Here is a 22,575-nt window from a genome sequence, read left to right as displayed (position 1 = left end):
CTGTATTAAAGTTTACGGAGCGCACGCGCGAAATAAACTTTAGTGCTAAAAATTACAAGTATGTAATTTTTAGCACGCTCCTATAAAACACCGCGTTAGCGGCAGCGCCTCAAATCGCCTTGTTTACAATGTTAACTTACTATGGTTATAATTAACTAACTTGTCAAGATTTAGTCATGTAATCAAAAAAAAGTCGCATAAAAACAGCCAATCACTCTTGCACCCGTATATCAATAGTGTCATTGCAGTTCTTTACAAAAAGGCATGCTCTGACAGCGATTTTCATCATACCCCATAAAGTTTCTATTGTTACATATTAAGTCAACTCAAAGCTGGTATCGATCAGCTTCATAATTTCTTCATCAGGCAAAGTGTCATCAAGCGCAACTGTAATCCAATTTTTGTGATTCATGTGATAGCCCTGATAAATTCCTTCAAATTTTTTCAATTTGTCGCTGTCATCTGGGTTTATTTTGAGATTTATGACATCGACATTTTTATCATTTTTATTTTTTAGAATAGATTTCCATTTTATATTCATTATAAGTGCAAACCATTTTCGGGAATCTTGATGCCTGAAAACGCCATAACTTTGAAAATTACTTTTCTGCCACGGAAAATCCGGCAGAATATCGAATTTATCAAAAATCATATCTGTTATGCGGTTTGCTTGGTCAAATGAAAAAAGAACGTCATCGCAGCAAGACTCGGCTATATTTGAAAGTAAATCTAAATATTCAGTCCTCACTTTTCCAATATACGCCCCATTCATATTTTCAATTCTGAGCTGGGTATATTCCTCATCATTCATAACGTCAATAACTTTGCCAAAGATAATACCGCTCTCAGAGACTGATATCACAGCATGAAAATCTCCATTCATAAAATCAGCATCAAAAACAAAATCGTTTCCAACCTTTTTAAATCCATATTCCAAAAGTTTTTCAAAAACAAACCGTTTTCTTTCAAACGCCTTTTCTTCAATAGTCATTAAACACCACCAAAAGTATAGATAAGGGCAAAATCAAACTGCATAGCGCAAACGCATTATGAGATTATCTTGCCGTTTATTTCGTTTACAACAATATGATGATTTACTTTTTTTATTTTACAAATGCCGGTAAACTCCTCTATGATTTTATTCACTTCATCAGGTTTATAAACATTCGTATTATGTGCGGCATCTTTTATTGTGTACAGCGGATATCCCTTTCTATAATCATCAGTAGCGTACGATGTTGAAAAATACCGATAAGGAACATCGCTGAGATTTAAAAATATTTTCGGTTTTGCTTAAAAGTCTGATTTTCCACTCTTTTTTCTGTCATAATCTTTTGTAAACCTCCTTGAAATACTACGTCTTCCCACGCTCTCTTACCGACTTTATTCGTGCGGATGGTTTAATACCCCGATGCTCTGAGTCGGGGTTGTTGATTTTTTACTTTAAGAGCCATTTCAAAATCTTGAGTTTTTTTTCGGTATATGGCTGATACCTCATCGGCATATCAATCCAAGTTTTTTTATCTACGATGCTCCTTGTGTGGCTGAATTCCTCAAAGCCGGCCCTTCCGTGATAAGAGCCGATTCCGCTTTCTCCAACTCCTCCAAAAGGCATTTCGCTTGTAGCCAGATGAACAACAGTATCGTTTATGCAGCCACCGCCAAACCTGCATTTTTTTAGCACATCCGCTTTGACCTTTTTATTTTCCGTAAAGCAATACAGAGCCAAAGGGCGAGGATTTTTTTCAATCACAGAAAACGCCTCGTCTAAGTTTTTGTAAGTAAGAATTGGTAGCAAGGGACCAAAAACTTCATCTTCCATCACCGCATCATCCCAAGTTATATCGACCAGTACAGTTGGCTCTATTTTAAGCGTTTCTCTGTCGCATTTTCCACCAAAGGCTATTTTTTCCGCATTTATAAGACTTTTTAATCTGTCAAAATGTTTTTCATTTACAATTTTTCCGTAATTCAGATTCTCAAGAGGCTCCGCCCCAAATTGAAAAACTATCTCTTTTTTTATAGCCACAACAAGCTCGTCTTTTATATTCCGGTCGCATAAAATATAGTCAGGCGCTACACAAGTCTGTCCGCAGTTTAAGAATTTTCCAAATACAATTCTCTTTGCAGCCAAACCTATTTTTGCGCTTTTTTCTACAATGCAGGGACTTTTTCCACCAAGTTCAAGAGTTACAGGAGTTAAATGCTCTGCCGCGCACCTCATCACCTCTTTTCCTACAGACTTACTTCCTGTAAAAAATATCTTGTCAAATCTCTGATGCAAAAGCGCCTTATTTTCACTTCTCCCACCGGTTACAACTGCAACTAATTCCGGGTCGAAAAACTCTTCAATCATTTCTTTTAATACTCTGGAAGTTTCAGGTGCATAGGCACTCGGCTTTAAAATCACAGTGTTTCCGGCTGCCAAAGCGTCGGAGAGCGGTTCCAGAGTAAGAAGAACAGGATAATTCCAAGGGCTTATTATCAAAACAGTTCCATAGGGAGATGGACTTCTAAAACTTTTAGCGGCAAACTGAACAATAGGTGTGCGCACATGCTTTTTTCGCATAAGACTCCTTAAACGCTTTTTGAGCCATCTTATCTCAGCAAATGTAAGACTTAGCTCACTCATCAGAGATTCAACCTCGCTCTTACCCAAGTCAGTTTTTAATGCCTCGCACAAGTCATTTTTATAAATATTTATAGCCTTCTCAAGAGTCTCAAGAGATTCAAGCCTGGCCTTTCTGCTTTGCGCTGCCCCGGACTCGAAATACTCATTCTGTCGTTTTATTGTTTTTATAATATCTTGCTCGGTCATTTTTTTTCCATCACTTGATTTTTCCAGCCAGAGAGGCGATTTTTTTGTATGAATAAGCAAATCCTGCTACAAAAACGCGGTCTATAAAACCTTTGAGAATTGCAGGCATTCCGCTCCACCAACCAGGAAAGATGAATATTATCCGATCCGTCCAAGTGATTAAATCACGATATTTTTTTGTTTCTTCAAGTTTGGCTAAATCGCGCCGTTTATGATTTTCATCGAACTTCAAAACAGGCTCAAAATATTTAGCGTATAAGTCCAAAGTTTGAACAGTATGCGATTTTGGAATGTTGTCCTGAACTTGCTTGAAAATCTCCGCGTTAAAACTTTTCGGATTCGGATGCGCGTAAATAATTAAAATATTCATAATTGTCCTCCTTTTATATATATCAAGCATGTGTTCGATATTATCTTGTATTGCATTGTCATCAAGGTCTTTGCCTATCGGTCTATTTGCGAAAACAGCAAGCCCCGTAATTATTTAAAGGGAAACTTTACAAACAACTCTTCAAAAAAAGTAGGATAATTTTTTGCAAAATTTATAAGGTTGAATCCCATTTGAATAAGTTTACCGCGTGAAGATTTTTCATCGACTCCGGAGTCTATCTCATGATTAAGAAAAGCCGCAATCTCCACCAATACAATTTTTAGATACTCTTACTTGCTTTTTAAATGTCGATACAAAAGTGCCATGAGTAACATCACAAATTCCGGCAATAGTCCTAAGCGACAGTTGATCAACACCTTTTTTTTCTAATCTGCTCGATTCCGATTTGAATCAATTTTTCTTTTAGCTTTGCTGTATCGCGTTTTATAATTTTCCTCCTAAATAAAAAAATAGACACCGTATACTTTTTTTATTTATTAATACACCGTTTACTTTTTTGTTGTCAAGGAATTCTTTTAATAAAAATTGGAAACTATAAAGATAGTTGTTAGCGAAGAAAAATCTGTTGCATTGTGACGTTTCGTAATGAAAGTTTTATTATCTTTTTTTTGAGTATTGACTTGCTTATATAAAAACGTCTATGTTTTAATATATAAAGAATTTACGAGTGCAACGCATATCGTTTTTTCAATCTACATGATTTTTTTGGAGGCTTTATGAAGAACATTCTCTTAAAATTTGGAGTTGCCACGCTCGTTCTCTCTGCTGTTTTATTTTTGGGCTGTGCAGGACTAACAAGTGGTAAAACAAAATCTCACGGTGAAAATAAAAATGCATACGATGTTGAACCGGGCACTATAGGACAGCAATCGAAAGTTATTTCTGCCGCGTCTAAATTGGCTAAGGAGATAGATCCTGCCGATAATAAAGTGATTCTTTTTTACTATAGACCTGACGGTAAATATGAAGACTGGGGTTTGTGGCTATGGAAAACAGGTGGAGACGGAGGGGCTGGATATGATGCGACAAACGGCAAGGCAGAAAAACGCAATATCGATGGACAAGATATTGCCTACTGGGACATCAGTGAGCTTACTTCAAGTTTGACCGAAATACAAAGCGCTATAGCTGAGAATGATAAGTTGAACTTTATTATACGCAATGCAGAATGGGGAAAAGATCCCGACGGAGACCGTTTTATGACTTTAACTGAAGGAAAGCACTTTATGACTATAAGCAATGACACTGCTGTCTATTCTATCAAAAAAAATTTTGAACCTACATTTGTTTCTGCTGCGGCGGAAGGATTGGACTCAATAAAGCTCACTCTTTCCGTTAAGCTCGGACTTGAAACAAGAGAATCTTCTAACAACTTTGTATTAAAATCAGACGACGGAGCTGAAATTATTGTTGCCGATGTAAAAAATTACGTTTACAGAGGCAGGGCTGACCGCAGCCATAATTTTGCCGATACGCTGTATATAAAACTAGGCAGTAATCTTGACGCTTCTAAAAAATGGTTCATAAGTCATCCAAAATTTAAGCCCGATGCAGGCGTAGAAGTTGGAATGGTTGTTGCAATCAAAAAGCAGTACAGTGATTATGAATATGAGGGAACTGATCTAGGTGTTACAATCAGCGGAACATCGGCTTCGTTCAAAACTTGGGCACCGTTGGCAAGCGATGTTAAACTTTTGCTTTTTACAAACTCTGCCGCGCTTAAAACACCTGCTGAGACTAAGCAGATGACAAAAGATGATAAAGGAATATGGTCCCTTTCCAATGTATCTATTGGTTCATACAAATATTACAAGTTTAGAATCACAAATAACGGTGAACAAAATGACGTCTGCGATATTTATGCAAAATCTGCAAGCGCAGATTCCGTTGCGGCACAAATTACAGATATAAATACCGATTCAGCGGCAATTCCTTCTGGGACTCAATACGGTAAAAAAGAATACTATAAAAATCCGTTCGGTAATGACGGAACGCAGACAAAATCTTACACAGATGCTGTTATTTACGAAATGCACATCCGCGACTGGGCAAAAGCGGAAAACACTTCCAATACAGGAAAATATCTTGAAATTGCAAACGGAACTAAAGTTATTGCACACCTTAAGGATTTGGGTATTACCCACGTTCAGATTCTTCCTGTTTTTGACTATGCGGAAAAAAATGCGAACGCTGCCTATAACTGGGGATATAATCCGTATCACTACAATGTGCCTGAAGGTCGCTATGTTACTGCAGGCTATGCTGACGGAACGCAGGCTGTTTTAGAGCTTCGCACATTGATAAAAAAACTTCATGATGCGGGTATTGCCGTGATTATGGATGTTGTATACAACCACACAAGCGGAACAGGTAAGAATTCTTTGTATGATATGACTGTTCCATACTATTACTACAATATGGCGGCGGACGGAACTTATGTGAACGGCAGCGGCTGCGGAAATGAAATTGATACCAGCTCTCCTATGACCAAAAAGTATATAATAGATTCTTTAAAACACTGGATGCTTGACTACCATGTAAACGGATTCCGCTTTGATTTGATGGGCTGTATAGAAAAATCGACAATGAAAGAGATTTATAAAGAACTTTCCGCAATCGATAAAAACGTTATGGTATACGGAGAACCTTGGACTGGCGGCACCAGCGGCGTTAAAAACGGAATAACAGCAGGGACTAAGGGAAGCATAGACGACTGTGCTGATAATACTTATTCAAACAACGGAGTCGGCTGTTTTGATGATGATTATCGTAACGCGATTAAAGGCGCAGAATTCGGTGGATTTAAAAAAGGTCATGTTCAGGGAACATTTTACGATGGCGCTATAATAAAAGGTTTGCAAGGCTCAAAGAGTGATGTTGATGTAATAGGTCGATTTATAAATTATGTTGAATGCCACGACAACTATACTCTGTTTGATAAACTGGCAATTTCCTATTCTTATGGCACAAAACCACCAAAACCTCCTGTTGATCTATTTGCTAAAATCGGTGTCGCAGGATTAACAGAAGTCGAAAAGCAGGATAAACTTGCCGCCGCATATATATTCTTGGCTCAAGGAACGCCTTTTATAAACGGAGGGCAAGAATTTCTTCGCACGAAAAAAGGCGACGAAAACAGTTACAATAGCAGTGATGCGATCAACGCTATTGACCTAGGTTTTAAAACTACATATTCAGATGTTTACAACACTTACAAAGGTTTAATTGCGTTAAGAAAAGCAAATCCAGCTGCATTCGGAAAGAATTCGTCCGCATCTGCAGAAAAACTTGCCACAGGATTTATAAAGTATAAAACAGGAAATTTTCTTGTTTATTTTAATGCTACAGACGAGACACAACACATCGACACTATGGGGTATGCAAAACTTATTGACGTAAGCAGCGGCTCTGTAAATGAGTCAGGAACAATTCCTACAGAAATTCCTGCAAAGAGCTTTGTAATTTTGAAAAAGTAAAACAACGCATTGTCCTTTTTGGCAACGCGTTAGGCTATGTAGCCCCTTGCCGACCGCAACGAAGTGAGGACGGTGAGCGTGAGCGAAGGGCAAAACAGCCGACGTGGCGAGATTTGGTAGCAAAGCTACCAAATCTCGCCACGAACGCCCATTAAAAAAAAAGGTGCCCATTATGAAATTTTGAAAATCTCTAGGACACCCCATTCTTTTCTGTTATTTTCCAAGGTAGTATTCAGAAACTACATTCAATTTTTCATCAAATTCGAATACCAATGGTGGGAAGTTAGGGATTTCCACATCCATGATTTCGTCATCAGACAAACGTTTGATGTGTTTTACAAGGGCACGGATTGAGTTACCGTGAGCTCCTACGAACACATTTTTGCCGTCTTTAAGCGCAGGAGCGATTTTATCTTCCCAAAATGGAAGGGCACGTTCCAAAGTTACTTTCAAGTTTTCAGCATCAGGGACAACTGAGTCGTCAAGCAAAGCGTAACGACGGTCGGTGTGCGCTGAATACTTATCATCACGAGCCATATTTGGTGGCAATACATCGTATGAACGACGCCAGATGTGCACTTGTTCAGCGCCAAACTGCTCAGCTGCTTCTGCCTTATTTTTACCTGTCAAACCACCGTAGTGTCGTTCGTTCAAACGCCATGATTTTTCAACAGGGACCCACAATTGGTCAGCTGCTTCAAGAGCCAAGTTAGTTGTTTTGATTGCGCGTTTCAACACTGAAGTGTAAGCTTGGTCAAATTCGATACCGGCTTCTTTAATCAATTTACCGGCGTCGATCGCTTGTTGTGTTCCTTTTTCAGATAAATCAACATCAGCCCAACCTGTGAAAAGGTTGGCTTTATTCCATTCAGACTCACCGTGGCGAGCAAAAACCAATTTTACCATTAGATGTATTCTCCTTTACTTTTCGAGATTTTCTTCGTTTATGCGTTACATCTTACAAAATTTTTCACAAAAAAACTAGTGATAATCATTTATTAAAACAAGCGCTTTCATTTCAAGCGTTCCCGCAGTTCTTGCTTTGAAATGCGAAAACGAAGCGGGACAAAAATGATAGGTTAAGAGAGACGTTTTATACGCGGTTATTTTCAATCCAAGAAACAGAAAAATCTACGATATCGCGTTGACTCATCAACCTTGATTCGGCATTGCCGATTTTACCAATAGTTGCGAGATTTGTTTTATCAAACGCATTTCCTATCTTTTCAAAATCTTCTCCGTCAACGAATAATGTTTTATATGCCTTCCATACACGCTTTCCATTTTCAAGTATGGCGCTGTGCTCAATGCAGTCGTGTTTTCCGGGGTATTTTGCGCGTACATCTGCTAAGTGTATTGACGTGTTTTTGTCATATCCGACTCCCAACAGCAGCACTTTCGCGTCTAGTTCATATAGTTTTGCAACAGGAGAGCCTTCTCCGAATATATTTGAAAGGGTGTGTTCCGATGTGATGTATTTTGCGTGTTTTCCCCATGCGCAGACAGACCTTGCGGGGTGATCTGTTCTGATGCTTCCCGGCCATTGGCGAAACATTTCCGCAACTGCGCCCATCGTGTTTGTCGGCGTTAGCTGTTTATCGTATGCCGGCCAATTCTCCCTGATTTTATCCCAGTCTGACTTTTCCGCATCCCAGTGCACTCCTGTTTCAGGATCAAGGTTTTTCCATGACTGAGTCGGCATAACAATTGTCCCTTCAAAAGTAACTGTCTCAATCAGGGCTTCTATAACCGCCTGCGCTCCGCCGCATACATATCCGATACTTTTTAACGATGTATGAACAATGACAACATCACCTTGTTTCAGTCCAATATCTGTCAATCCTCGTGCTATATCTTTTTTACATACTGTTATCATAAAATTTGCCTCTTGTTTCTTTAGTTTTCGCTCTTCTCACTTTTCTTCTTAAAACATTCAGGGAAACGTTCAGAAAATTTTTGAATTCCTTTTTTTTAAATCTTCCTTTTCCTTTTTAGTCATTTTTTCTGTATTTCCTCCATTTTCAAAGGTAAAGTCCGGTATGCTTGAAAATTAAGAAAACATATTATTTCTAAGTGTTATTTTTTTTATAATATTTCAATACTCATCATCTCCTATAAATTCTATACTTTTAGCTGTATACCTTTATTTCTTAAATTTTCTATGCAATCAGCCAGATATTCAATATTATGCTCTTTGTAAATCGGGCTGCCTATAATTTCCTCTTTAAGATTATCATACTTTACTGCTGTCTTTCCTCTATAATTTTTATCCTTCCATTCCGCAGAAACATTATATCCTCTTTTTTCCATCTCCTTCATAACCAATACATGGTAAATAAAAATATGATATGGGGAATATAAAAACACATAGTCCACAGTTTTATGTTTCTTTTTCCATCCATTGCCCCTCAGAGCACAACATTCCCTATGTTGTCCAAGCAGCTGATTTTTTGGCAATAAGGGGATAAGTTTTTCATGCCATAGTCTCATATTTTTCTCCTGTTAACAAGGTTGATTTTTCTAAATATTCATTAGGGTATCTTTTTAGTAAAGTATTGATATATTCAATTACAACACCTTGATTATTTTTCCCCTCCATATGTTCATTTAATATATTAAATAATGCCTGTTTTTCAATTGTACTTGCTTCTTTTTTGAAATATCCCCATATATGAAGAATGGCATTACTAAAATCTTTTTTACTCTCCTTCATATCTCTTATTTCCTGTATTTTTTCATTTATCCATAAAACATCCAGTTCTTTTTCCTTCAAGTACTCCCTTACCTCCAGATATGCTTTTTGCGATTTGCTTAGTACATAATATTTATTTTTTGCCCACAACTCTTCACATTCTCTTCTTATATCTTTTTGTCTCATATTGACACCTCTTTCCAAATATTCAAACTAAAACAAATCCCATATAATGTATCACTATTTAAGTTTTTATTGATCGAATTTAAATTTTTATTCAGGTAAGGTATAAATGAATATCCAACATTACAATATGTTAAAGTTGTCTCCGATACAAAGAATTTTCATTACTATAACCTCTCCAAATTTTAAGTTAATGATTTTTCTCAATGTTGCTCGTTACTTTTATTCAAAATCAATTCCTATTGCAATCAACAGGTCTGTATTCTCAAATACTATACTTGACACAAATCCTACTTCATACCCATGCCAATAAGCATACTTAATCCTATCTTATATAATTCTTTATTCTTTTTATTGCTATTATTATTCACTATAATCCCTCCCATACAATTTCTAATTTACCTATCCCGACAAACCATGAGTTGTTAAATATTCTTTTTAAACCGGTTATCTAAAAAATCCATTTGTTCATCTGTATGAAACAAATGTTCCCCATCTCTCATAATTGTCAGATTTGCATTTATTTTATTAGCAAAATTTATCATTGTATTTACTGATGTCATATTGTCTTTATCCGCAAAAAGAATATTAGTAGGGATATCCCAGTTGATAGGATTATTTCTAACATAGGTCAAATATTCCCATGACAAAAGATCTCCAAAGGATGTTTCAATTTCTTTTTTTAGCATAAGTTCATCTTCTGAAATATTTGCCTATTTCATCATATCTAAAATCAACCTTTCCATATATACTATAGGAGAAAACAACATTGCCTTTTCGATAGGTTTATCTGATAAAGATATTAATGAGAAAAATGCACCTACACTATTAGCGATTAAATAGATTTTATTATATTGAGGAACAATTGAATTAAAATAATTGCTAAACTCAATTTTTGCATCCCATGGTTTATCCGATTTATAATCAAATCCAATTATATCAAAATTATCATCGAAAAATTGTTTATAGTGATTAGCTTCTTCTGCATTACCGCCTTTACCATGAACATATATAACAACATTTTTCATTCAAATTCCCTCTACAAATTCTGACTGGTTGGGTTTTATTTCGGATTTTATTTTTTGTCAGACTTTCTGGGGGTAGGCTTCCGTTCGGGCAGTTCCGCATACATACCTTCCAGTAGTTCTGTAATCAAATCCGTATCCTCAAATCTGTCGAATACATGCATCAATGTCTTTGAACCTTCATAGGGATAACGCAATTCTGAGTCTGCAAGAAGTTTGTCAGTTGTCGGCGTTCTCTTCAAAAACAGTTCATTATCACAAATATCACCTATCAGTTTACCATTTAGATATACGAGATATCCGCCCATCATGGATTTTATGACAATATCACCTGCTGCGGAAAAAACTTCACGAACAAATTCGTTAAATTCATTCACTATGATTATCTCCTTAAAATCAGAATTTATCTGCTTCTTTATATTTTTTAATCGCCCATCATGATATTCTTCTGCAAATTTATGATTTTTGCACTTTTCAATTTTAGCATAAAAAAGGCGATGGAGGTTTTAATTTCCATCGCTTTTAGTACTATGCCGGCAATTAAGCTTTAGTTATAGGAATCCAAAGCTCCATTTTGTAGTCTTTGCTTTTCATATCACCTTCAAAGTAATATTCAAAATCAGGTTTCCCCGAATGAACGTAGCCATGCTCAGGGAAGAAGACTTCCATCGCATATTTCCAGCCGTTATGAATGCACTCAGGAACTCTCCCCGTTAATTCTATAATGGCATACTCAGCTTCTTCAACTTCCAGAACATCTAAGCCCATGATTTTTGCTTTGTAGGGATCATCAACTATATATCCTGCCATATAGTTGATTGTGGCCGGATTTTTTACATCATGACAGACTCCGACACTTTGACCTTTTCCCAAACTTGCAAGTTCATTGTGACTGTATTTTTTATACAGCTTATTCCAGACAGCCGGACACAATGATGAATCGATGTTTTGTTCATTTACTCCTGCAACTGTAAATGCTTTTTTCTTTTTTATTGTGACATTCATGCTTCTTCCTCCTCTTACGCTCAGCGCTAATTGCACTCGTGAAACTAATTTGAACGGTTTTCCGTTTCTTACCTCTGAAGGGGTAAATCCATGAAAATTCTTAAACGCAGTTCCGAATGAATCCGATGACTCATATCCATATTTCATCGCTATATCTATGATTTTTTCATCCGTATCTCTTAATATGATGGCTGCTTCGGTTAATCTTCGGCTTCTCAAATATTCCGAGAGTGTTGTTCCGGTTAATATGGAAAAGAGTCTGCTGAACATAGGATAAGAATATGTTGATAAACGGGCAATTTTATCTTCATCTATTTCGCTGTCCAGCACACTTTCAATGTAATTAATGGTTTCATTAAAAAACTGAATCATCTTCATGTTTTCCCTCTATTCATGATTTCCTTATCTCATTGTGGAGATGGCGGAATCTCTAACTTTTTACATTATCCGATGCAATGATTTTTCAGAGTTTTATCCCCTGATATATCGAAGACACAAATCCCTGAACCGGCTATCCAGACGGGCAATCTCCATCAGGGTATCTGCTAAAGCATTATAGTCATCATGACTGCTGTCCAGATATGCCCGGCTAAAAAGACGTGCAATTTTTTCTTTCAAGGCTGCCCTGTCAGGATCACAATCTTTCAAAAATTGGCTCAAGTAAAGGCTTCTGGCTGCTGCCAGACGAAATGAAAAAAATTGATGGAGCTGTTTTTGTTCTTCATTTAACCCGTTTGCCCTGACGGTTTTTGCATATTCCTCAATTATGCCGGTCTCGCTATTTTCATATCGTTGCTTCATAATAACAGAAACATCGTGATAAATCTCCCGGTTAGCCGGAAGTCTGTTTCTCTGCAAGCGCCCCCACATGGAATAAGACCCTCTTTTATAGTCAATCGATTCTGCTTTCCATGCTTTGCAAAAATCACGAAAATCCATTTTCATGCAAGGATAGCCTGCCGGATCGTGGAAGTAAATATAGTTTTCATCCATGTCATAAACCGAAACAAAATGATCCAGCCCTCCCAGATGGCTGTGATTAAGATTATAAGTCAGATATCCCATATCCAAAGGACCTGCGATAACGGAACCATGGGTCAGAAAGGTTTTGAGTTTTTCCTGCAGCTCTGTCACATTGACCGGCTCTGAAGAATCGCGGAAAAATTCCTCATAATTAAATCCAAGAATTTGCAGACAATGACTGATGGACTTATCCGGCATGCCGTTGTCAAAGAAAATCAGCGGATGTCTGTCATCTTTTTTCACAAAGGTCGCCCCGTTCCCCATGACCATGATAGCTTCCAGATAGTCCGGTCGAAAATCATAACCGGCAGCCTGTAAAACCATAGCTGCCGAATGCGAATAGCAAATCGGAATATCACCAAAGTATAAATTCATTTTCCTGCCTCCATTTCCGTATTATAGACGACAGGAAAATTTATCGCCCTATCAAATCCGTACAAATTTTATAGGGCTGATGTCATGGCAACTTGTAATTTGATATGCGTGGGAAACCGGCATAACCTAGTCCCATCAAATGGCATAGTTCGCTTTTTTTATATGGAGAAAGCATCTGCATCATATTGTCGTATGCCTTTTGAGTCGCTGATACCTGCTTTGATATCGCTTTATAAATGACTTGGCAAGATAGCCGCCTAATGACTGTCCCACAAGGATAATCCGCTCTACTGAAAGTTTATCAAGAATGCTCTTAATGTAGCTTGACGTATCGCTGAAATCAAACGCTGCAAATGGTCTGGATTTTCCGCGAGCAGGAGTGTCCCATGTCAGGAGGTTGTATTCTTTTTCAAACGCTGTGATTTGTCCGTCAAATGCCTTATATTCAGTTTTATTCAGCTAGGTAAACTGAAAGTTATCAATTGTAATGATACACTACTTCTTTACCATGTTTTTTGGCGTACTCAATTTCCTCTTTAACCGATTTTCCAATATAACCATCAATATTTACAACATATATACCATCGCTCAAGTCGATTTTTCTATAATGAGCATCCGCAAGTCGTGAAAGTTCCTCATCTGTTGGAATAACATTTTCTTCACAATAAACACACTGCAATATATTATATCCTTTATCAGTTTCAAGGTCATAAGCAATCTTCTTCATCTCTTTATCAAATCTCATAATTCCACAAATTGTATAGGTTTTCATCTAATCACCCCCGCAAATTCTAATTTCTATCTGTTATCTGTAGATAATTGGAGATGTTCTTATAGACCATGCCTTTGTCTGTCTGCAGTATCTGTTCTTTCATGAAGCTTCTACTCTTCGCCGAATTTTTAATTCCGTTTTGTTGTTCACAAAATTCATCTGCTTTTAATTTAACTCAATGTAGATTATCCTCATTTTACTACTACATCTGAAATGCCGTTATCCAAAAACATATTCCGGCAATAAGTGAAAGCGGAGTCATAACATATTTTTCTTTCCTACTTTTTGAAATCATGTTCATAATAGTATTCAAAGATAGGTAAGCGGCAAAGAAGAAACAAATATATTTTGTAACCTTAAAAGAAAACCACAAGGAGATAAAACCTCCGGCTTGCAAAATAATTATCATTGCAAAAATTTGGATAGCCACCGAAATGACTGCCGCAACTCTAAATTTCTTAGGTAAGATTTTAGGTTGCCCGCCCATTGTAAATTCGCCCAAAGGCAAGCCGCAAGCAACAAGAACTGTCATAGTTGCTATAAGTCCAAATAATACTGCACCTAATATTGACAACAAAAAAGGAAGTATCGGCAATTTGCTTTTACCTCCTCTTGGTAATATCCTATTTGATTTTTTACTTCGACAAACCGGGATTTATGAAGCTGAATTTATCCACTGCTTTAGTTCCTCCGATAAGCGCTCATCAACATCAATCCTCGTCTGCTTACACTCTTTCGGATACTGCTTTGCCTCCTTAAAAGCCATGCTGATAAACAGCCCGGAACCCACGGGAAGAATGCCTGTTAACATGGTCTGCGGAAATATAAAATGCGTTCCATGTTCATAGGTCATGAGAACTACACTGTTATCCGCGTCTCTTTCTTTCAGCCTGTTTTCCATTCTACGAATGTATTTACAGGTATCCCAAAGTACATCATCCTCCGCACCAATCAGCAGAATGCGGCCCTTTATATTCTCCACCTTTATTTTCTCGGCTTCCTGCACGGGATGCCTTTTCTCCGATTCATCGAACAAATCGCGACTGGCAACCATCGCGCCGCGCCGTTTGGATTCCTCAGATATTTTCTGCCAGTATTCCGGATGGCGATACGCATAGGGCAGATAAGGAAGCGGCTTACCGTGATACGAAACAGATGACTCTCCGTCTCCCGGACGTTCGTGAGCCCCGTCTTTCCCATCCTGATAAAAACCTTCCATCACAAAATCAGAAGGAGAAATGGCTATCGTAAGCGTTATTTCCGAAAAGTATGACGCTGCGACAAGCGCAAGCATACCAGTTGTCGAGGCACCCATAATACCGATTTTTTCATTGCCCATCGTCTTCAGAAATGCAAGTGCCTTCTCAAAACGTTCGAGTGGATAGTTATGGTGACCGTAATCTTTTGGGGCCGGTGACATTGTGAGGACATTCAGACCTTTCTTTTGAAGCCATTTGACGCCACCCTTTGCCATCATGTCTTTTGTATCATCACCAAGCATGGCAATCATGCAATATTTACTGCCGTTCGGATTCGGCCAGTATACGCCGTTATATCCATCTTTCTCTATTGTTTTGATTTCTTTCTTCATGGGAAAGTTTCTCCTCTTCAAATTCAAATTTGTCAATTTCTCGTCCATCCTACTATATCACTTTTCTCATATTTTTCCAATTTGACGCACTGTAGATTATCCTCATTTTACATACTATATCTGAAATACCGTTATCCAAAAACATATTCCGGCAATAAGTGAAAGCGGAGTCATAACATATTTTTCTTTCCTACTTTTTGAAATCATGTTCATAATAGTATTCAAAGATAGGTAAGCGGCAAAGAAGAAACAAATATATTTAGTAACCTTAAAAGAAAACCACAAGGAAATAAAACCTCCGGCTTGTAAAATAATTATCATTGCAAAAATTTGGATAGCCACTGAAATAACTGCCGCAACTCTCAATTTCTTAGGTAAGATTTTATGTTGTCCGCCCATTGTAAATTCGCCCAAAGGCAAGCCGCAAGCAACAAGAACTGTCATAGTTGCTATAAGTCCAAATAATGCTGCACCTAATATTGAAAACATAAATCAATATCCTCCTTCACAAAATACACAAAATTTCAGTTATTAATTCTTCTTTCTCAGCCAACAAATTTGCTCGCCAACTTGTAAACTTGATTTATTTCTTTGTTTTCTAACTTCCAGTTATTGAGTTCAGCTTTAATTAACTCCGGATTTTTTTTGCTGATATCCCTTAGAGCGTTGCCCACCGATTTTCTGACATATTCACTCGTATCTTCTTTTAATGCGGCAATTCGTCTGATAGCTTCATTCGGGTTATCTTTGAAATACGGTCTACTTGTCCATATTCTTAATCCTTCTGTAACTGCTCGCCTTGTATTAGAATTGTTATTTTTGAGCCATTCATCAATGATTGGAAGTGCTTTTTCATATCCTGTTTTCTTGCAGAATTCATCAAATGCCTTTGCCAATACTTCTTGAACTCTCCAATTATCATCTTTAGAAACTTCATCTCTCATAAATTCTAAAATGTCGTCTTGTTCTGATAAGTGTCCAAAAAGAAATACGGCGTACATTCTTACTTGATAGGTGTCTGATTTATAGGCTAAAAATGCCAACTTCTTGATATATTCATTATCATTAGTTTTATAATCGATTAAGGCTCTTTTTTCTTCTTCTTTGAAACCATTTTCTATCAAAGAAAATTCTTTTTCCAGTTTTTTAATATACTCGCGCAAATGAGCCTCCTTTTTCCCAAACTTCCAACCTATCTTTTATCTCTTTTTTTCAAGAATTTCCGCAATCTTTTCAAATGTGTTTCCGTTTCTGATTGTAATTTTTTTATAAAAATCTTGCCTCATCAATTGCTTATGGTAAGTAGTTTTAAGATATTCCGACTCATCATATTTTCCCCAAAATAATGCGTGACTACCGACATGCACTATCTCATTATAAAATGAGGATTTATCTATAAAGTCAAAAACCTCCGATTTATCCAAGCCCAACGAAAAAAATAAAACATCTCTTCTTGCCAGCTTTTCATTCCACCACTCCGGCAATGCGGCTCTTTCTTCTAAATACTCTTCTTTTGAGATTAAAGCAAAAGGAATAGAAAAGTCGTAGCCGGTTTTTAACAAATGTGTTATTTTTGGTATGAAACTTTCGCTGTTTTGAGTGCTGCTGAAAAACACGTTTCCGCTGTTGATATAAGATGCGACATCTTCAAACCCTGCGTTTAACAATAATTGTTCCAAATCACTCATGGATACCTTATTCTTGCCGCCAACATTTATGCCGCGCAATAAAAGTATATATCGCAACGAATTGACCTCCATGAATCTCAATTTAATTTATCTGACTCTACAATTTTATCGATTTAGTTGCAATGTATGTTTTGATATTCAATTCATGAAGTCTTCCAAATCCGTTTGTATCTTCATATATATCGAGCAGAGTAAACCCTGACTTTAATTGCCCACCAATCTGCTCTGTCATATTATGAGAGAACTGTATTCCACAATCCTCTTTCAGCATAAAGGCTTTTGCCGCTTCATCTTTTAACGGATTAAAAGGCATTTTCCAAATAATCTCTTTTTCTTCGTTATCTACAATATAATTTATCTCATTTCCAAGCCCGGCAAGGAAAATACCGCCTTTTTTAAGCACTCTATATGACTCATCAAAAACATGTTGCACATCTTCAATATAGCAGTTAGAGACAGGATGAAAGACTATATCAAAGGTTTCATTCTCAAAAGGCAAAGTTTTTGTCATATCACCTTCAATTGCTTTAATATTATAGTCTTCTCTTTTCGCAACCAAAAGTTCACTTTCTATTTGATTCGAAGAATAGTCAAGCACAGTACAGTCTGCCCCTAACGCGTTAAATATAGGCATTTGTTGTCCGCCTCCCGACGCCAGCCCTAAAATTTTCTTGCCATTTAAATCTCCAAACCATTTCTGCGGAACAGGAACTGTCGGTGTAAGCAAAACTTTCCATTCTCCATTTTTTGCCTTAGTATATTCGTCATGCGAAATTGGCTTTGCCCATTCCCAGCCTTCCAAAGCCCATCTGTCTATTGTTTCTTTATTTATATCCTGATACGACTTCATTGTTTATTCTCTATTATTTCGGTTTTTATCGTTCTGCATTTTTTTTTACTTTTGTGAGTAGTTTTTTCCACTTTCTTTGTCTGTGTGAATAAAATGCTTTAGCCCAGACACATATTATGCCTGTTTTCCAGCCGGCTTCGATTTCTATGCAGTCAGTATACTTTGTACGATTGTCATCAATGGGCTCCAATTGAATTCTATGATTCCATATCGGTACATGGGGATTACTCTCATTAGAATATATTGTTAATGTTTCTTTATCTAATGTGCATATATAAATTGAATGAATACCGAACGGAATTACGCCAAACAGCCTAAAATTAAGCCGAAAAGTTTTGCCACATTCCCACTGCATATTTTTTTCACCGTCAACCATCTCAAAGGCTGCAAAAGGAGCCGCCACATATTTTAACGATTCAAAACTTTGCAATTTTTCCCATATCACATCTGCGTTGGCAGGAAAAATCGAGTTTTTACAAATAAATTTGCTCATATATCAATATCCTCCACCTCATAAAAACGAGCAATATAATCATAATAAAAAAATACAATTAGGGAACACGGTCAATGACTTAGTTTACCATTTATTGTGCTATTTCTTATTTTCTTTACAGTGAAGTTCATCAGATGCCTTCCCAAATGTCTGTAAGCAAAGGCTTTTATTCCCGACACTTCTTGATGATGATTTTTTAACAATTCATCCGGAGAATCCCATACGCCGAAATCTTGCGTAATTCCCTCGCTTTGTATGTAGGTGTTATTTCCGTTAAAATCAATTACCGGATGCTGAAAATCTTTTACTGCAACACCATAACCGCAGAAAGAACCCGTACAGTTTGCAAATTGCTTTTGCAGTTTTGACAAATAGGCTTTATCCAGTATAAAGGCTTCGAGTTCATACCAGCGACTTTCAAAATAAACTTCAACCCAGCTGTGAAATATATTTTGCGGTGCATTGTTATAAACGAACCCGCTCATTACCCCTTTTTGTAATTTCTTATCTATGGTAAACCCATGAACCCGGCAAGGAATTTCGCAGGCACGTAATAAAGCCATAAAGAGTGTTCCCTTTGTATTGCATTGACCGTATCCGTCCTCAAGGACTTTAGATGCGGGAATGTTGTCATCAATGTTATATCCGAATGCAATATCATCTCTTACAAAGAGATAAATAGCTTTAAGGCGGTCAAATTCATTTTGTTCTTTCCAATGCTTAATCTCTATTAATTTTTGAATATTCGGATTTGAAAAATCCAGCATTGCGGTTGCCTGCAAGTATTGATCCATTTCATTCACCTTCTTCTATTGTCGATTTTACGCTACGGTTGGCTGGGAAAATAGAACTTTTACAAACAAATTTACTCATATATCATAAGTCCGCCTTATCTAGATTTTCTTTAAAAGCGTTTTGAATCATTTCAGATATTTCTTTCATCACAAGAGAGTCGGCCTTTATTTCTTTTCGGTCATAAGTGAACAGTCCGTTTATTTCATCTTCAACATCGCTTACCTGAGTGTAGACAGTAGCGCTCAAAGCTTTTGTCATATTGCGCAAAACATCATCTTTGTACAGTTTTAAAATATTTTCGTTTAATGTTTTTTTGTCGGAGAACATTTTGTACCCATAAAGAGCGGGCGAAACCATGTGTCCTTCAGACGGCATGCTGTAACCTCCGAATTCTGTCAGCGCAAGCACCCTATTTTTTTTATCTGCTTTTGGAAAAAAGTGTTTAAAATAAATGTGATAGCTGTGAAAGTCACCTGCATTGCGGTCAAAGTAGCCGCTTGCATGGTCTATTGCACGGCTCGAATCCCAAGAGAGAACTTTTTCTGCGATTTCTGCGGCATCGAATTGCCCCCACGCTTCGTTGAACGGAACCCATACGGCAAGGGAGACGCAATTGCGCAAAAGTTTTACAGTGCGTTCGGCATCGCGTAAAAAGTTTTTACGTCCCTGCTCTCTTTTTCGTCCCATCAGCTTATAGCGATTTGGACCGTCTGAAAACTTTATGCCAATCCAAGGTGCGTACTGAACGACGAACGGTTTATATGGTCCGCCACCGCTTACAAAATCCTGCCAAACAAGAACACCGAGTCTGTCACAGTGATAATACCAGCGGAGAGGTTCAATTTTGATGTGCTTCCGCAGCATGTTGAAGCCGAGTTTTTTTATCTGTTCGATGTCCCAAATCATAGCTTCATCGGAAGGAGCTGTGTACATGCCGTCGCTCCAATATCCCTGATCCAAAAGTCCGTGATGGAAAATCGGCTTTCCGTTTAAACTGAGAAACGAACATTTTTTTGTTTTTATTATGCCGAATTCCCTCATGCCAAAATATGTCCGCACTTCATCTTTTCCAATGCTGATTTGTGCGTCGTATAAAAATGGAGAATCCGGAGACCAAGTTTTAAAGTTTTCGGGCAACTTTATGCGAACTTCGCTATTTTCAACAAGAACTTCGGCTACGGCAGTTCCGCTATCAAAAACAGTTATTTTTCCACTCGGCATATCATGCCCTTCGCAGTCCAGCGCAAAACTGACTTCTCCATTGCTTAAATCTGTTTTTATGCTGACATTTTTGATATATGTTTGAGGAACTGTCTCGCACCAGACTGTTTGCCAGATTCCGCTTTGCCCTGTATACCAGATTTTTCCTCTATTCAGCTTTTGCTTTCCGTACGCTTCATCGCCTAAGTTTGTGTCGTCGGTGACAGAAATTATGATTTCATTTTCACCTTCATTTATAAAATCTGTAATGTCAAAAGAAAAAGGCCAATAACCGCCTGAATGGTTGCCTATAACTTTACCGTTGATATAGACAGTACAATGCTGGTCTACAGCTCCAAAGTGCAAAAGAAGACGTTCACCGTTTGCAGGCATCTTGTCAAAACGAACAGCCCTGCGGTACCACAGAGTTTGAGACGGCATCAGTTTTCTCTGAACACCGGACAACAAGCTTTCAGGCGAAAAAGGAACAATAATATCGCCATCCCAGCTATCAGGCTTTTCTTTTCCATCGCATATTGCATATTTCCAGATGCCGTTCAAGCACTGCCATTGTTTTCTTTGAAGTTGAGGACGAGGATAGTCATTTAGAGGACATTCTTTGTTCAGATTTTCGCCCCACACAGTCATCAAAGGAGAAAGAACTTTGTTGTTGATTCTCTTATGATAAAGCCTTGCAGCAAAAAAAAGAGGAATAAATGCACCTGTTACAAGGATTGCCGCCCACATGTAGATAGATTCAACAGGAATATTTTCGGTGATGCCGTATTCATTTACGATAGAACCGGCGCCGTTTTTTATGATGATGTTTCCTATAATTGTTCCAATAATCATAGGAGTGAGAACAAAAAATAGTATTCTGATTCCTTCAAATTGACCGCGGCTTTGCTCAGGATACAACTGTTTGACCCACATCGTCATAGTCTGCGTTACAAGGACAAGCCCCATCCCTGCTGAAAAAACTGCAAAAAACAAAAGCGCGTTTTCTTTGCTAAAGACGCTCTGCGTATTGACAATTTCAGGACGAATAAACAATGTTATCAACCACAATCCTATAATGTTGACAGTGATAGCAAAAGCGACAACTGCCGGAGTTTTGTTTTTGTTTATGAGATTTGCGGCGGGAATAGCCGAAAGAGATGCGACAAGTAAACTAAGTCCCTGAATTATTTCCATGCTGTCAGCGCTAAAGCCCATGCGGTAAATCATCCAGTTTCCCATGTGCACAAAATAAATATTAAAAGGAATAAAAAAACAGGCAGTCGTGATACACGCAAGCAACAGTTCCCTCTGAGCGAAAAATCCTTTTATTTTAAATACAGAACAAAATTGTGCAGCAAGCGAACCGTTTTTGTGAGGTTTTAGAGATGGGGAATCTTTCAAAAATAACAGTGAAAATATGCCGACAGCGACGACAAACAATCCCATCGACCAAAAAAGCCGCTGATAGTTGTTTTCCGCCCCTATAAGAAAACCGCCAAGAACAGTTCCCACGATAGTTCCGATAATAGGCTGAACAGCCAGAACAGCACCGATTTGTCCGCGATTTTTATCATCGGTCATGTCGTTGCTCCATGCGTTGTAGCCGGTATCATTGCCCATCGAACCGAAAAAGCTCATCACATCGTCGGCAAGAATAACCATGACGGCAGCCCACATAGAAACTTTAGCCCCAGTTCCGACTGCACCTTTTCCAATAAATTCGGTAAAACCAAATAAGATTGTGCAAACTCCCCAAACTATGTAGCCAAGAGAAATAAATCGGCGCCTCGTCCCCAATCTGTCAGACAGCGTTCCAAAAAAGAAAGTCGAAAAAGTAGTCACAAATGCACTCGTGATTACCATCAAAGTGACAATCGAAGAATCTTTTGCAATCTTCGCATATACAAAAGTGTTGAACCACTGATTTTCAATGTTCCAGCAAAGTTGTCCCGCCATACCAAGCAGCCACATCAAAAGCCAAAACTGACCTTTATTCATGACACTTTTTCTTTCCATATTTGCACTCCGTCATTTTTTTAATAATTATACACCAACAGATAAGAAAAATATATTTTTTTATCACATCGTTTTAAAATCAAAAAAAATGCGTTTTTTATAATAATATAAAAAAAACGCCATAGTAATTAAAACTCTATCGCGTTTTTTTATGTGCTTATGTGAAGTTTTTGAAGCAACAC

The 22,575-nt window shown here is 37.7% G+C and carries 24 protein-coding genes; 1 reads left to right on the top strand and 23 read right to left on the bottom strand.

Annotation, left to right across the window (positions count from 1 at the left end):
- Nucleotides 1-316: 316 nt before the first annotated feature.
- From H9I37_RS04700 to H9I37_RS04690, 3 genes are all read right to left on the bottom strand, one after another.
- Nucleotides 317-991 carry an MmcQ/YjbR family DNA-binding protein gene (locus tag H9I37_RS04700; RefSeq protein ID WP_187381307.1) on the bottom strand — a complete coding sequence of 225 codons (675 nt, stop codon included), beginning with the start codon at nucleotides 989-991 and terminating at the stop codon, nucleotides 317-319.
- 447 nt (nucleotides 992-1,438) lie between these two features.
- Nucleotides 1,439-2,818, bottom strand: coding sequence for an aldehyde dehydrogenase (locus H9I37_RS04695; RefSeq protein WP_187381306.1), 1,380 nt, complete (start codon nucleotides 2,816-2,818; stop codon nucleotides 1,439-1,441).
- Nucleotides 2,819-2,828: 10 nt separating this feature from the next.
- The gene (locus H9I37_RS04690) at nucleotides 2,829-3,188 is read right to left on the bottom strand and encodes an NAD(P)H-dependent oxidoreductase (protein ID WP_187382529.1); all 360 of its coding nucleotides are present in this window, start codon (nucleotides 3,186-3,188) and stop codon (nucleotides 2,829-2,831) included.
- Between the two features lie 737 nt (nucleotides 3,189-3,925).
- On the opposite strand from H9I37_RS04690, the gene H9I37_RS04680 reads away from it, so the two are divergent.
- Nucleotides 3,926-6,685 carry a type I pullulanase gene (locus tag H9I37_RS04680; RefSeq protein ID WP_187381305.1) on the top strand — a complete coding sequence of 920 codons (2,760 nt, stop codon included), beginning with the start codon at nucleotides 3,926-3,928 and terminating at the stop codon, nucleotides 6,683-6,685.
- A 213-nt stretch (nucleotides 6,686-6,898) separates the two neighbouring features.
- Here H9I37_RS04680 and H9I37_RS04675 read toward each other — a convergent pair whose 3' ends face one another.
- The 20 genes from H9I37_RS04675 to H9I37_RS04590 form a co-directional block, all read right to left on the bottom strand.
- Entirely contained in the window at nucleotides 6,899-7,591 is a 693-nt protein-coding gene (locus H9I37_RS04675) for a phosphoglycerate mutase (protein ID WP_187381304.1), read from the bottom strand.
- 187 nt (nucleotides 7,592-7,778) lie between these two features.
- On the bottom strand, nucleotides 7,779-8,561 hold the full coding sequence (locus tag H9I37_RS04670; RefSeq protein WP_187381303.1) for an AAC(3) family N-acetyltransferase: 783 nt from the start codon (nucleotides 8,559-8,561) through the stop codon (nucleotides 7,779-7,781).
- A gap of 245 nt (nucleotides 8,562-8,806) precedes the next feature.
- Nucleotides 8,807-9,175 carry a TIGR02328 family protein gene (locus H9I37_RS04665; protein WP_187381302.1) on the bottom strand — a complete coding sequence of 123 codons (369 nt, stop codon included), beginning with the start codon at nucleotides 9,173-9,175 and terminating at the stop codon, nucleotides 8,807-8,809.
- Nucleotides 9,159-9,563 (bottom strand): YbgA family protein, encoded by a 405-nt coding sequence (locus tag H9I37_RS04660; RefSeq protein ID WP_187381301.1) that lies wholly within the window; start codon nucleotides 9,561-9,563, stop codon nucleotides 9,159-9,161. The genes H9I37_RS04665 and H9I37_RS04660 overlap by 17 nt, the downstream gene beginning before the upstream one ends.
- A 422-nt stretch (nucleotides 9,564-9,985) precedes the next feature.
- Entirely contained in the window at nucleotides 9,986-10,249 is a 264-nt protein-coding gene (locus H9I37_RS11705) for a hypothetical protein (RefSeq protein ID WP_255422495.1), read from the bottom strand.
- Nucleotides 10,250-10,273: 24 nt separating this feature from the next.
- A complete protein-coding gene (locus H9I37_RS11700) occupies nucleotides 10,274-10,588 on the bottom strand; it encodes an alpha/beta hydrolase family protein (protein ID WP_255422494.1) in 315 nt (104 codons plus the stop codon).
- Between the two features lie 47 nt (nucleotides 10,589-10,635).
- A complete protein-coding gene (locus tag H9I37_RS04650; protein WP_187381300.1) occupies nucleotides 10,636-10,962 on the bottom strand; it encodes a TfoX/Sxy family protein in 327 nt (108 codons plus the stop codon).
- Between the two features lie 163 nt (nucleotides 10,963-11,125).
- Nucleotides 11,126-11,968 carry an AraC family transcriptional regulator gene (locus H9I37_RS04645; protein ID WP_187381299.1) on the bottom strand — a complete coding sequence of 281 codons (843 nt, stop codon included), beginning with the start codon at nucleotides 11,966-11,968 and terminating at the stop codon, nucleotides 11,126-11,128.
- A gap of 93 nt (nucleotides 11,969-12,061) precedes the next feature.
- Nucleotides 12,062-12,988 carry a cysteine peptidase family C39 domain-containing protein gene (locus H9I37_RS04640; RefSeq protein WP_187381298.1) on the bottom strand — a complete coding sequence of 309 codons (927 nt, stop codon included), beginning with the start codon at nucleotides 12,986-12,988 and terminating at the stop codon, nucleotides 12,062-12,064.
- Between the two features lie 180 nt (nucleotides 12,989-13,168).
- Nucleotides 13,169-13,411, bottom strand: coding sequence for an alpha/beta fold hydrolase (locus H9I37_RS11610; protein WP_370586913.1), 243 nt, complete (start codon nucleotides 13,409-13,411; stop codon nucleotides 13,169-13,171).
- Nucleotides 13,412-13,466: 55 nt separating this feature from the next.
- The gene (locus H9I37_RS04635) at nucleotides 13,467-13,760 is read right to left on the bottom strand and encodes a hypothetical protein (protein ID WP_187381297.1); all 294 of its coding nucleotides are present in this window, start codon (nucleotides 13,758-13,760) and stop codon (nucleotides 13,467-13,469) included.
- A 202-nt stretch (nucleotides 13,761-13,962) separates the two neighbouring features.
- Nucleotides 13,963-14,337 (bottom strand): hypothetical protein, encoded by a 375-nt coding sequence (locus H9I37_RS04630; RefSeq protein ID WP_187381296.1) that lies wholly within the window; start codon nucleotides 14,335-14,337, stop codon nucleotides 13,963-13,965.
- A 78-nt stretch (nucleotides 14,338-14,415) separates the two neighbouring features.
- On the bottom strand, nucleotides 14,416-15,351 hold the full coding sequence (locus tag H9I37_RS04625) for an acyl-CoA thioester hydrolase/BAAT C-terminal domain-containing protein (protein WP_187381295.1): 936 nt from the start codon (nucleotides 15,349-15,351) through the stop codon (nucleotides 14,416-14,418).
- 114 nt (nucleotides 15,352-15,465) lie between these two features.
- Nucleotides 15,466-15,840 carry a hypothetical protein gene (locus tag H9I37_RS04620; RefSeq protein WP_187381294.1) on the bottom strand — a complete coding sequence of 125 codons (375 nt, stop codon included), beginning with the start codon at nucleotides 15,838-15,840 and terminating at the stop codon, nucleotides 15,466-15,468.
- A 56-nt stretch (nucleotides 15,841-15,896) separates the two neighbouring features.
- Nucleotides 15,897-16,514 (bottom strand): DNA alkylation repair protein, encoded by a 618-nt coding sequence (locus H9I37_RS04615; protein WP_187381293.1) that lies wholly within the window; start codon nucleotides 16,512-16,514, stop codon nucleotides 15,897-15,899.
- A 36-nt stretch (nucleotides 16,515-16,550) separates the two neighbouring features.
- Nucleotides 16,551-17,111 carry a DUF1697 domain-containing protein gene (locus H9I37_RS04610; RefSeq protein WP_255422493.1) on the bottom strand — a complete coding sequence of 187 codons (561 nt, stop codon included), beginning with the start codon at nucleotides 17,109-17,111 and terminating at the stop codon, nucleotides 16,551-16,553.
- 25 nt (nucleotides 17,112-17,136) lie between these two features.
- Nucleotides 17,137-17,889 carry a class I SAM-dependent methyltransferase gene (locus H9I37_RS04605; protein WP_187381291.1) on the bottom strand — a complete coding sequence of 251 codons (753 nt, stop codon included), beginning with the start codon at nucleotides 17,887-17,889 and terminating at the stop codon, nucleotides 17,137-17,139.
- Nucleotides 17,890-17,914: 25 nt separating this feature from the next.
- Complete coding sequence (locus tag H9I37_RS04600; RefSeq protein WP_187381290.1) at nucleotides 17,915-18,382, bottom strand: hypothetical protein; 468 nt, start codon at nucleotides 18,380-18,382, stop codon at nucleotides 17,915-17,917.
- 71 nt (nucleotides 18,383-18,453) lie between these two features.
- A complete protein-coding gene (locus H9I37_RS04595) occupies nucleotides 18,454-19,176 on the bottom strand; it encodes a transglutaminase-like domain-containing protein (protein ID WP_187381289.1) in 723 nt (240 codons plus the stop codon).
- Between the two features lie 82 nt (nucleotides 19,177-19,258).
- Complete coding sequence (locus H9I37_RS04590; RefSeq protein ID WP_187381288.1) at nucleotides 19,259-22,393, bottom strand: MFS transporter; 3,135 nt, start codon at nucleotides 22,391-22,393, stop codon at nucleotides 19,259-19,261.
- Nucleotides 22,394-22,575: the final 182 nt, after the last annotated feature.

It is taken from the genome of Treponema sp. Marseille-Q3903 (assembly GCF_014334335.1).
GTDB lineage: Bacteria > Spirochaetota > Spirochaetia > Treponematales > Treponemataceae > Treponema_D.
Note: the sequence above shows the minus strand (reverse complement) of the source record. Positions and strands in the feature narration are given on the sequence as shown.

What these genes read in the sequence shown, in the direction of transcription:
- H9I37_RS04700 (WP_187381307.1), bottom strand. Translation starts at nt 991, where the DNA reads ATGACTATTGAAGAAAAGGCGTTTGAAAGAAAACGGTTTGTTTTTGAA.
- H9I37_RS04625 (WP_187381295.1), bottom strand. Translation starts at nt 15,351, where the DNA reads ATGAAGAAAGAAATCAAAACAATAGAGAAAGATGGATATAACGGCGTA.
- H9I37_RS04645 (WP_187381299.1), bottom strand. Translation starts at nt 11,968, where the DNA reads ATGAAGATGATTCAGTTTTTTAATGAAACCATTAATTACATTGAAAGT.
- H9I37_RS04695 (WP_187381306.1), bottom strand. Translation starts at nt 2,818, where the DNA reads ATGACCGAGCAAGATATTATAAAAACAATAAAACGACAGAATGAGTAT.
- H9I37_RS04620 (WP_187381294.1), bottom strand. Translation starts at nt 15,840, where the DNA reads ATGTTTTCAATATTAGGTGCAGCATTATTTGGACTTATAGCAACTATG.
- H9I37_RS04690 (WP_187382529.1), bottom strand. Translation starts at nt 3,188, where the DNA reads ATGAATATTTTAATTATTTACGCGCATCCGAATCCGAAAAGTTTTAAC.
- H9I37_RS04660 (WP_187381301.1), bottom strand. Translation starts at nt 9,563, where the DNA reads ATGAGACAAAAAGATATAAGAAGAGAATGTGAAGAGTTGTGGGCAAAA.
- H9I37_RS04590 (WP_187381288.1), bottom strand. Translation starts at nt 22,393, where the DNA reads ATGGAAAGAAAAAGTGTCATGAATAAAGGTCAGTTTTGGCTTTTGATG.
- H9I37_RS04610 (WP_255422493.1), bottom strand. Translation starts at nt 17,111, where the DNA reads ATGGAGGTCAATTCGTTGCGATATATACTTTTATTGCGCGGCATAAAT.
- H9I37_RS11700 (WP_255422494.1), bottom strand. Translation starts at nt 10,588, where the DNA reads ATGAAAAATGTTGTTATATATGTTCATGGTAAAGGCGGTAATGCAGAA.
- H9I37_RS04600 (WP_187381290.1), bottom strand. Translation starts at nt 18,382, where the DNA reads ATGAGCAAATTTATTTGTAAAAACTCGATTTTTCCTGCCAACGCAGAT.
- H9I37_RS04640 (WP_187381298.1), bottom strand. Translation starts at nt 12,988, where the DNA reads ATGAATTTATACTTTGGTGATATTCCGATTTGCTATTCGCATTCGGCA.
- H9I37_RS04635 (WP_187381297.1), bottom strand. Translation starts at nt 13,760, where the DNA reads ATGAAAACCTATACAATTTGTGGAATTATGAGATTTGATAAAGAGATG.
- H9I37_RS04595 (WP_187381289.1), bottom strand. Translation starts at nt 19,176, where the DNA reads ATGGATCAATACTTGCAGGCAACCGCAATGCTGGATTTTTCAAATCCG.
- H9I37_RS11705 (WP_255422495.1), bottom strand. Translation starts at nt 10,249, where the DNA reads ATGCTAAAAAAAGAAATTGAAACATCCTTTGGAGATCTTTTGTCATGG.
- H9I37_RS04605 (WP_187381291.1), bottom strand. Translation starts at nt 17,889, where the DNA reads ATGAAGTCGTATCAGGATATAAATAAAGAAACAATAGACAGATGGGCT.
- H9I37_RS04665 (WP_187381302.1), bottom strand. Translation starts at nt 9,175, where the DNA reads ATGAGACTATGGCATGAAAAACTTATCCCCTTATTGCCAAAAAATCAG.
- H9I37_RS04680 (WP_187381305.1), top strand. Translation starts at nt 3,926, where the DNA reads ATGAAGAACATTCTCTTAAAATTTGGAGTTGCCACGCTCGTTCTCTCT.
- H9I37_RS04670 (WP_187381303.1), bottom strand. Translation starts at nt 8,561, where the DNA reads ATGATAACAGTATGTAAAAAAGATATAGCACGAGGATTGACAGATATT.
- H9I37_RS04675 (WP_187381304.1), bottom strand. Translation starts at nt 7,591, where the DNA reads ATGGTAAAATTGGTTTTTGCTCGCCACGGTGAGTCTGAATGGAATAAA.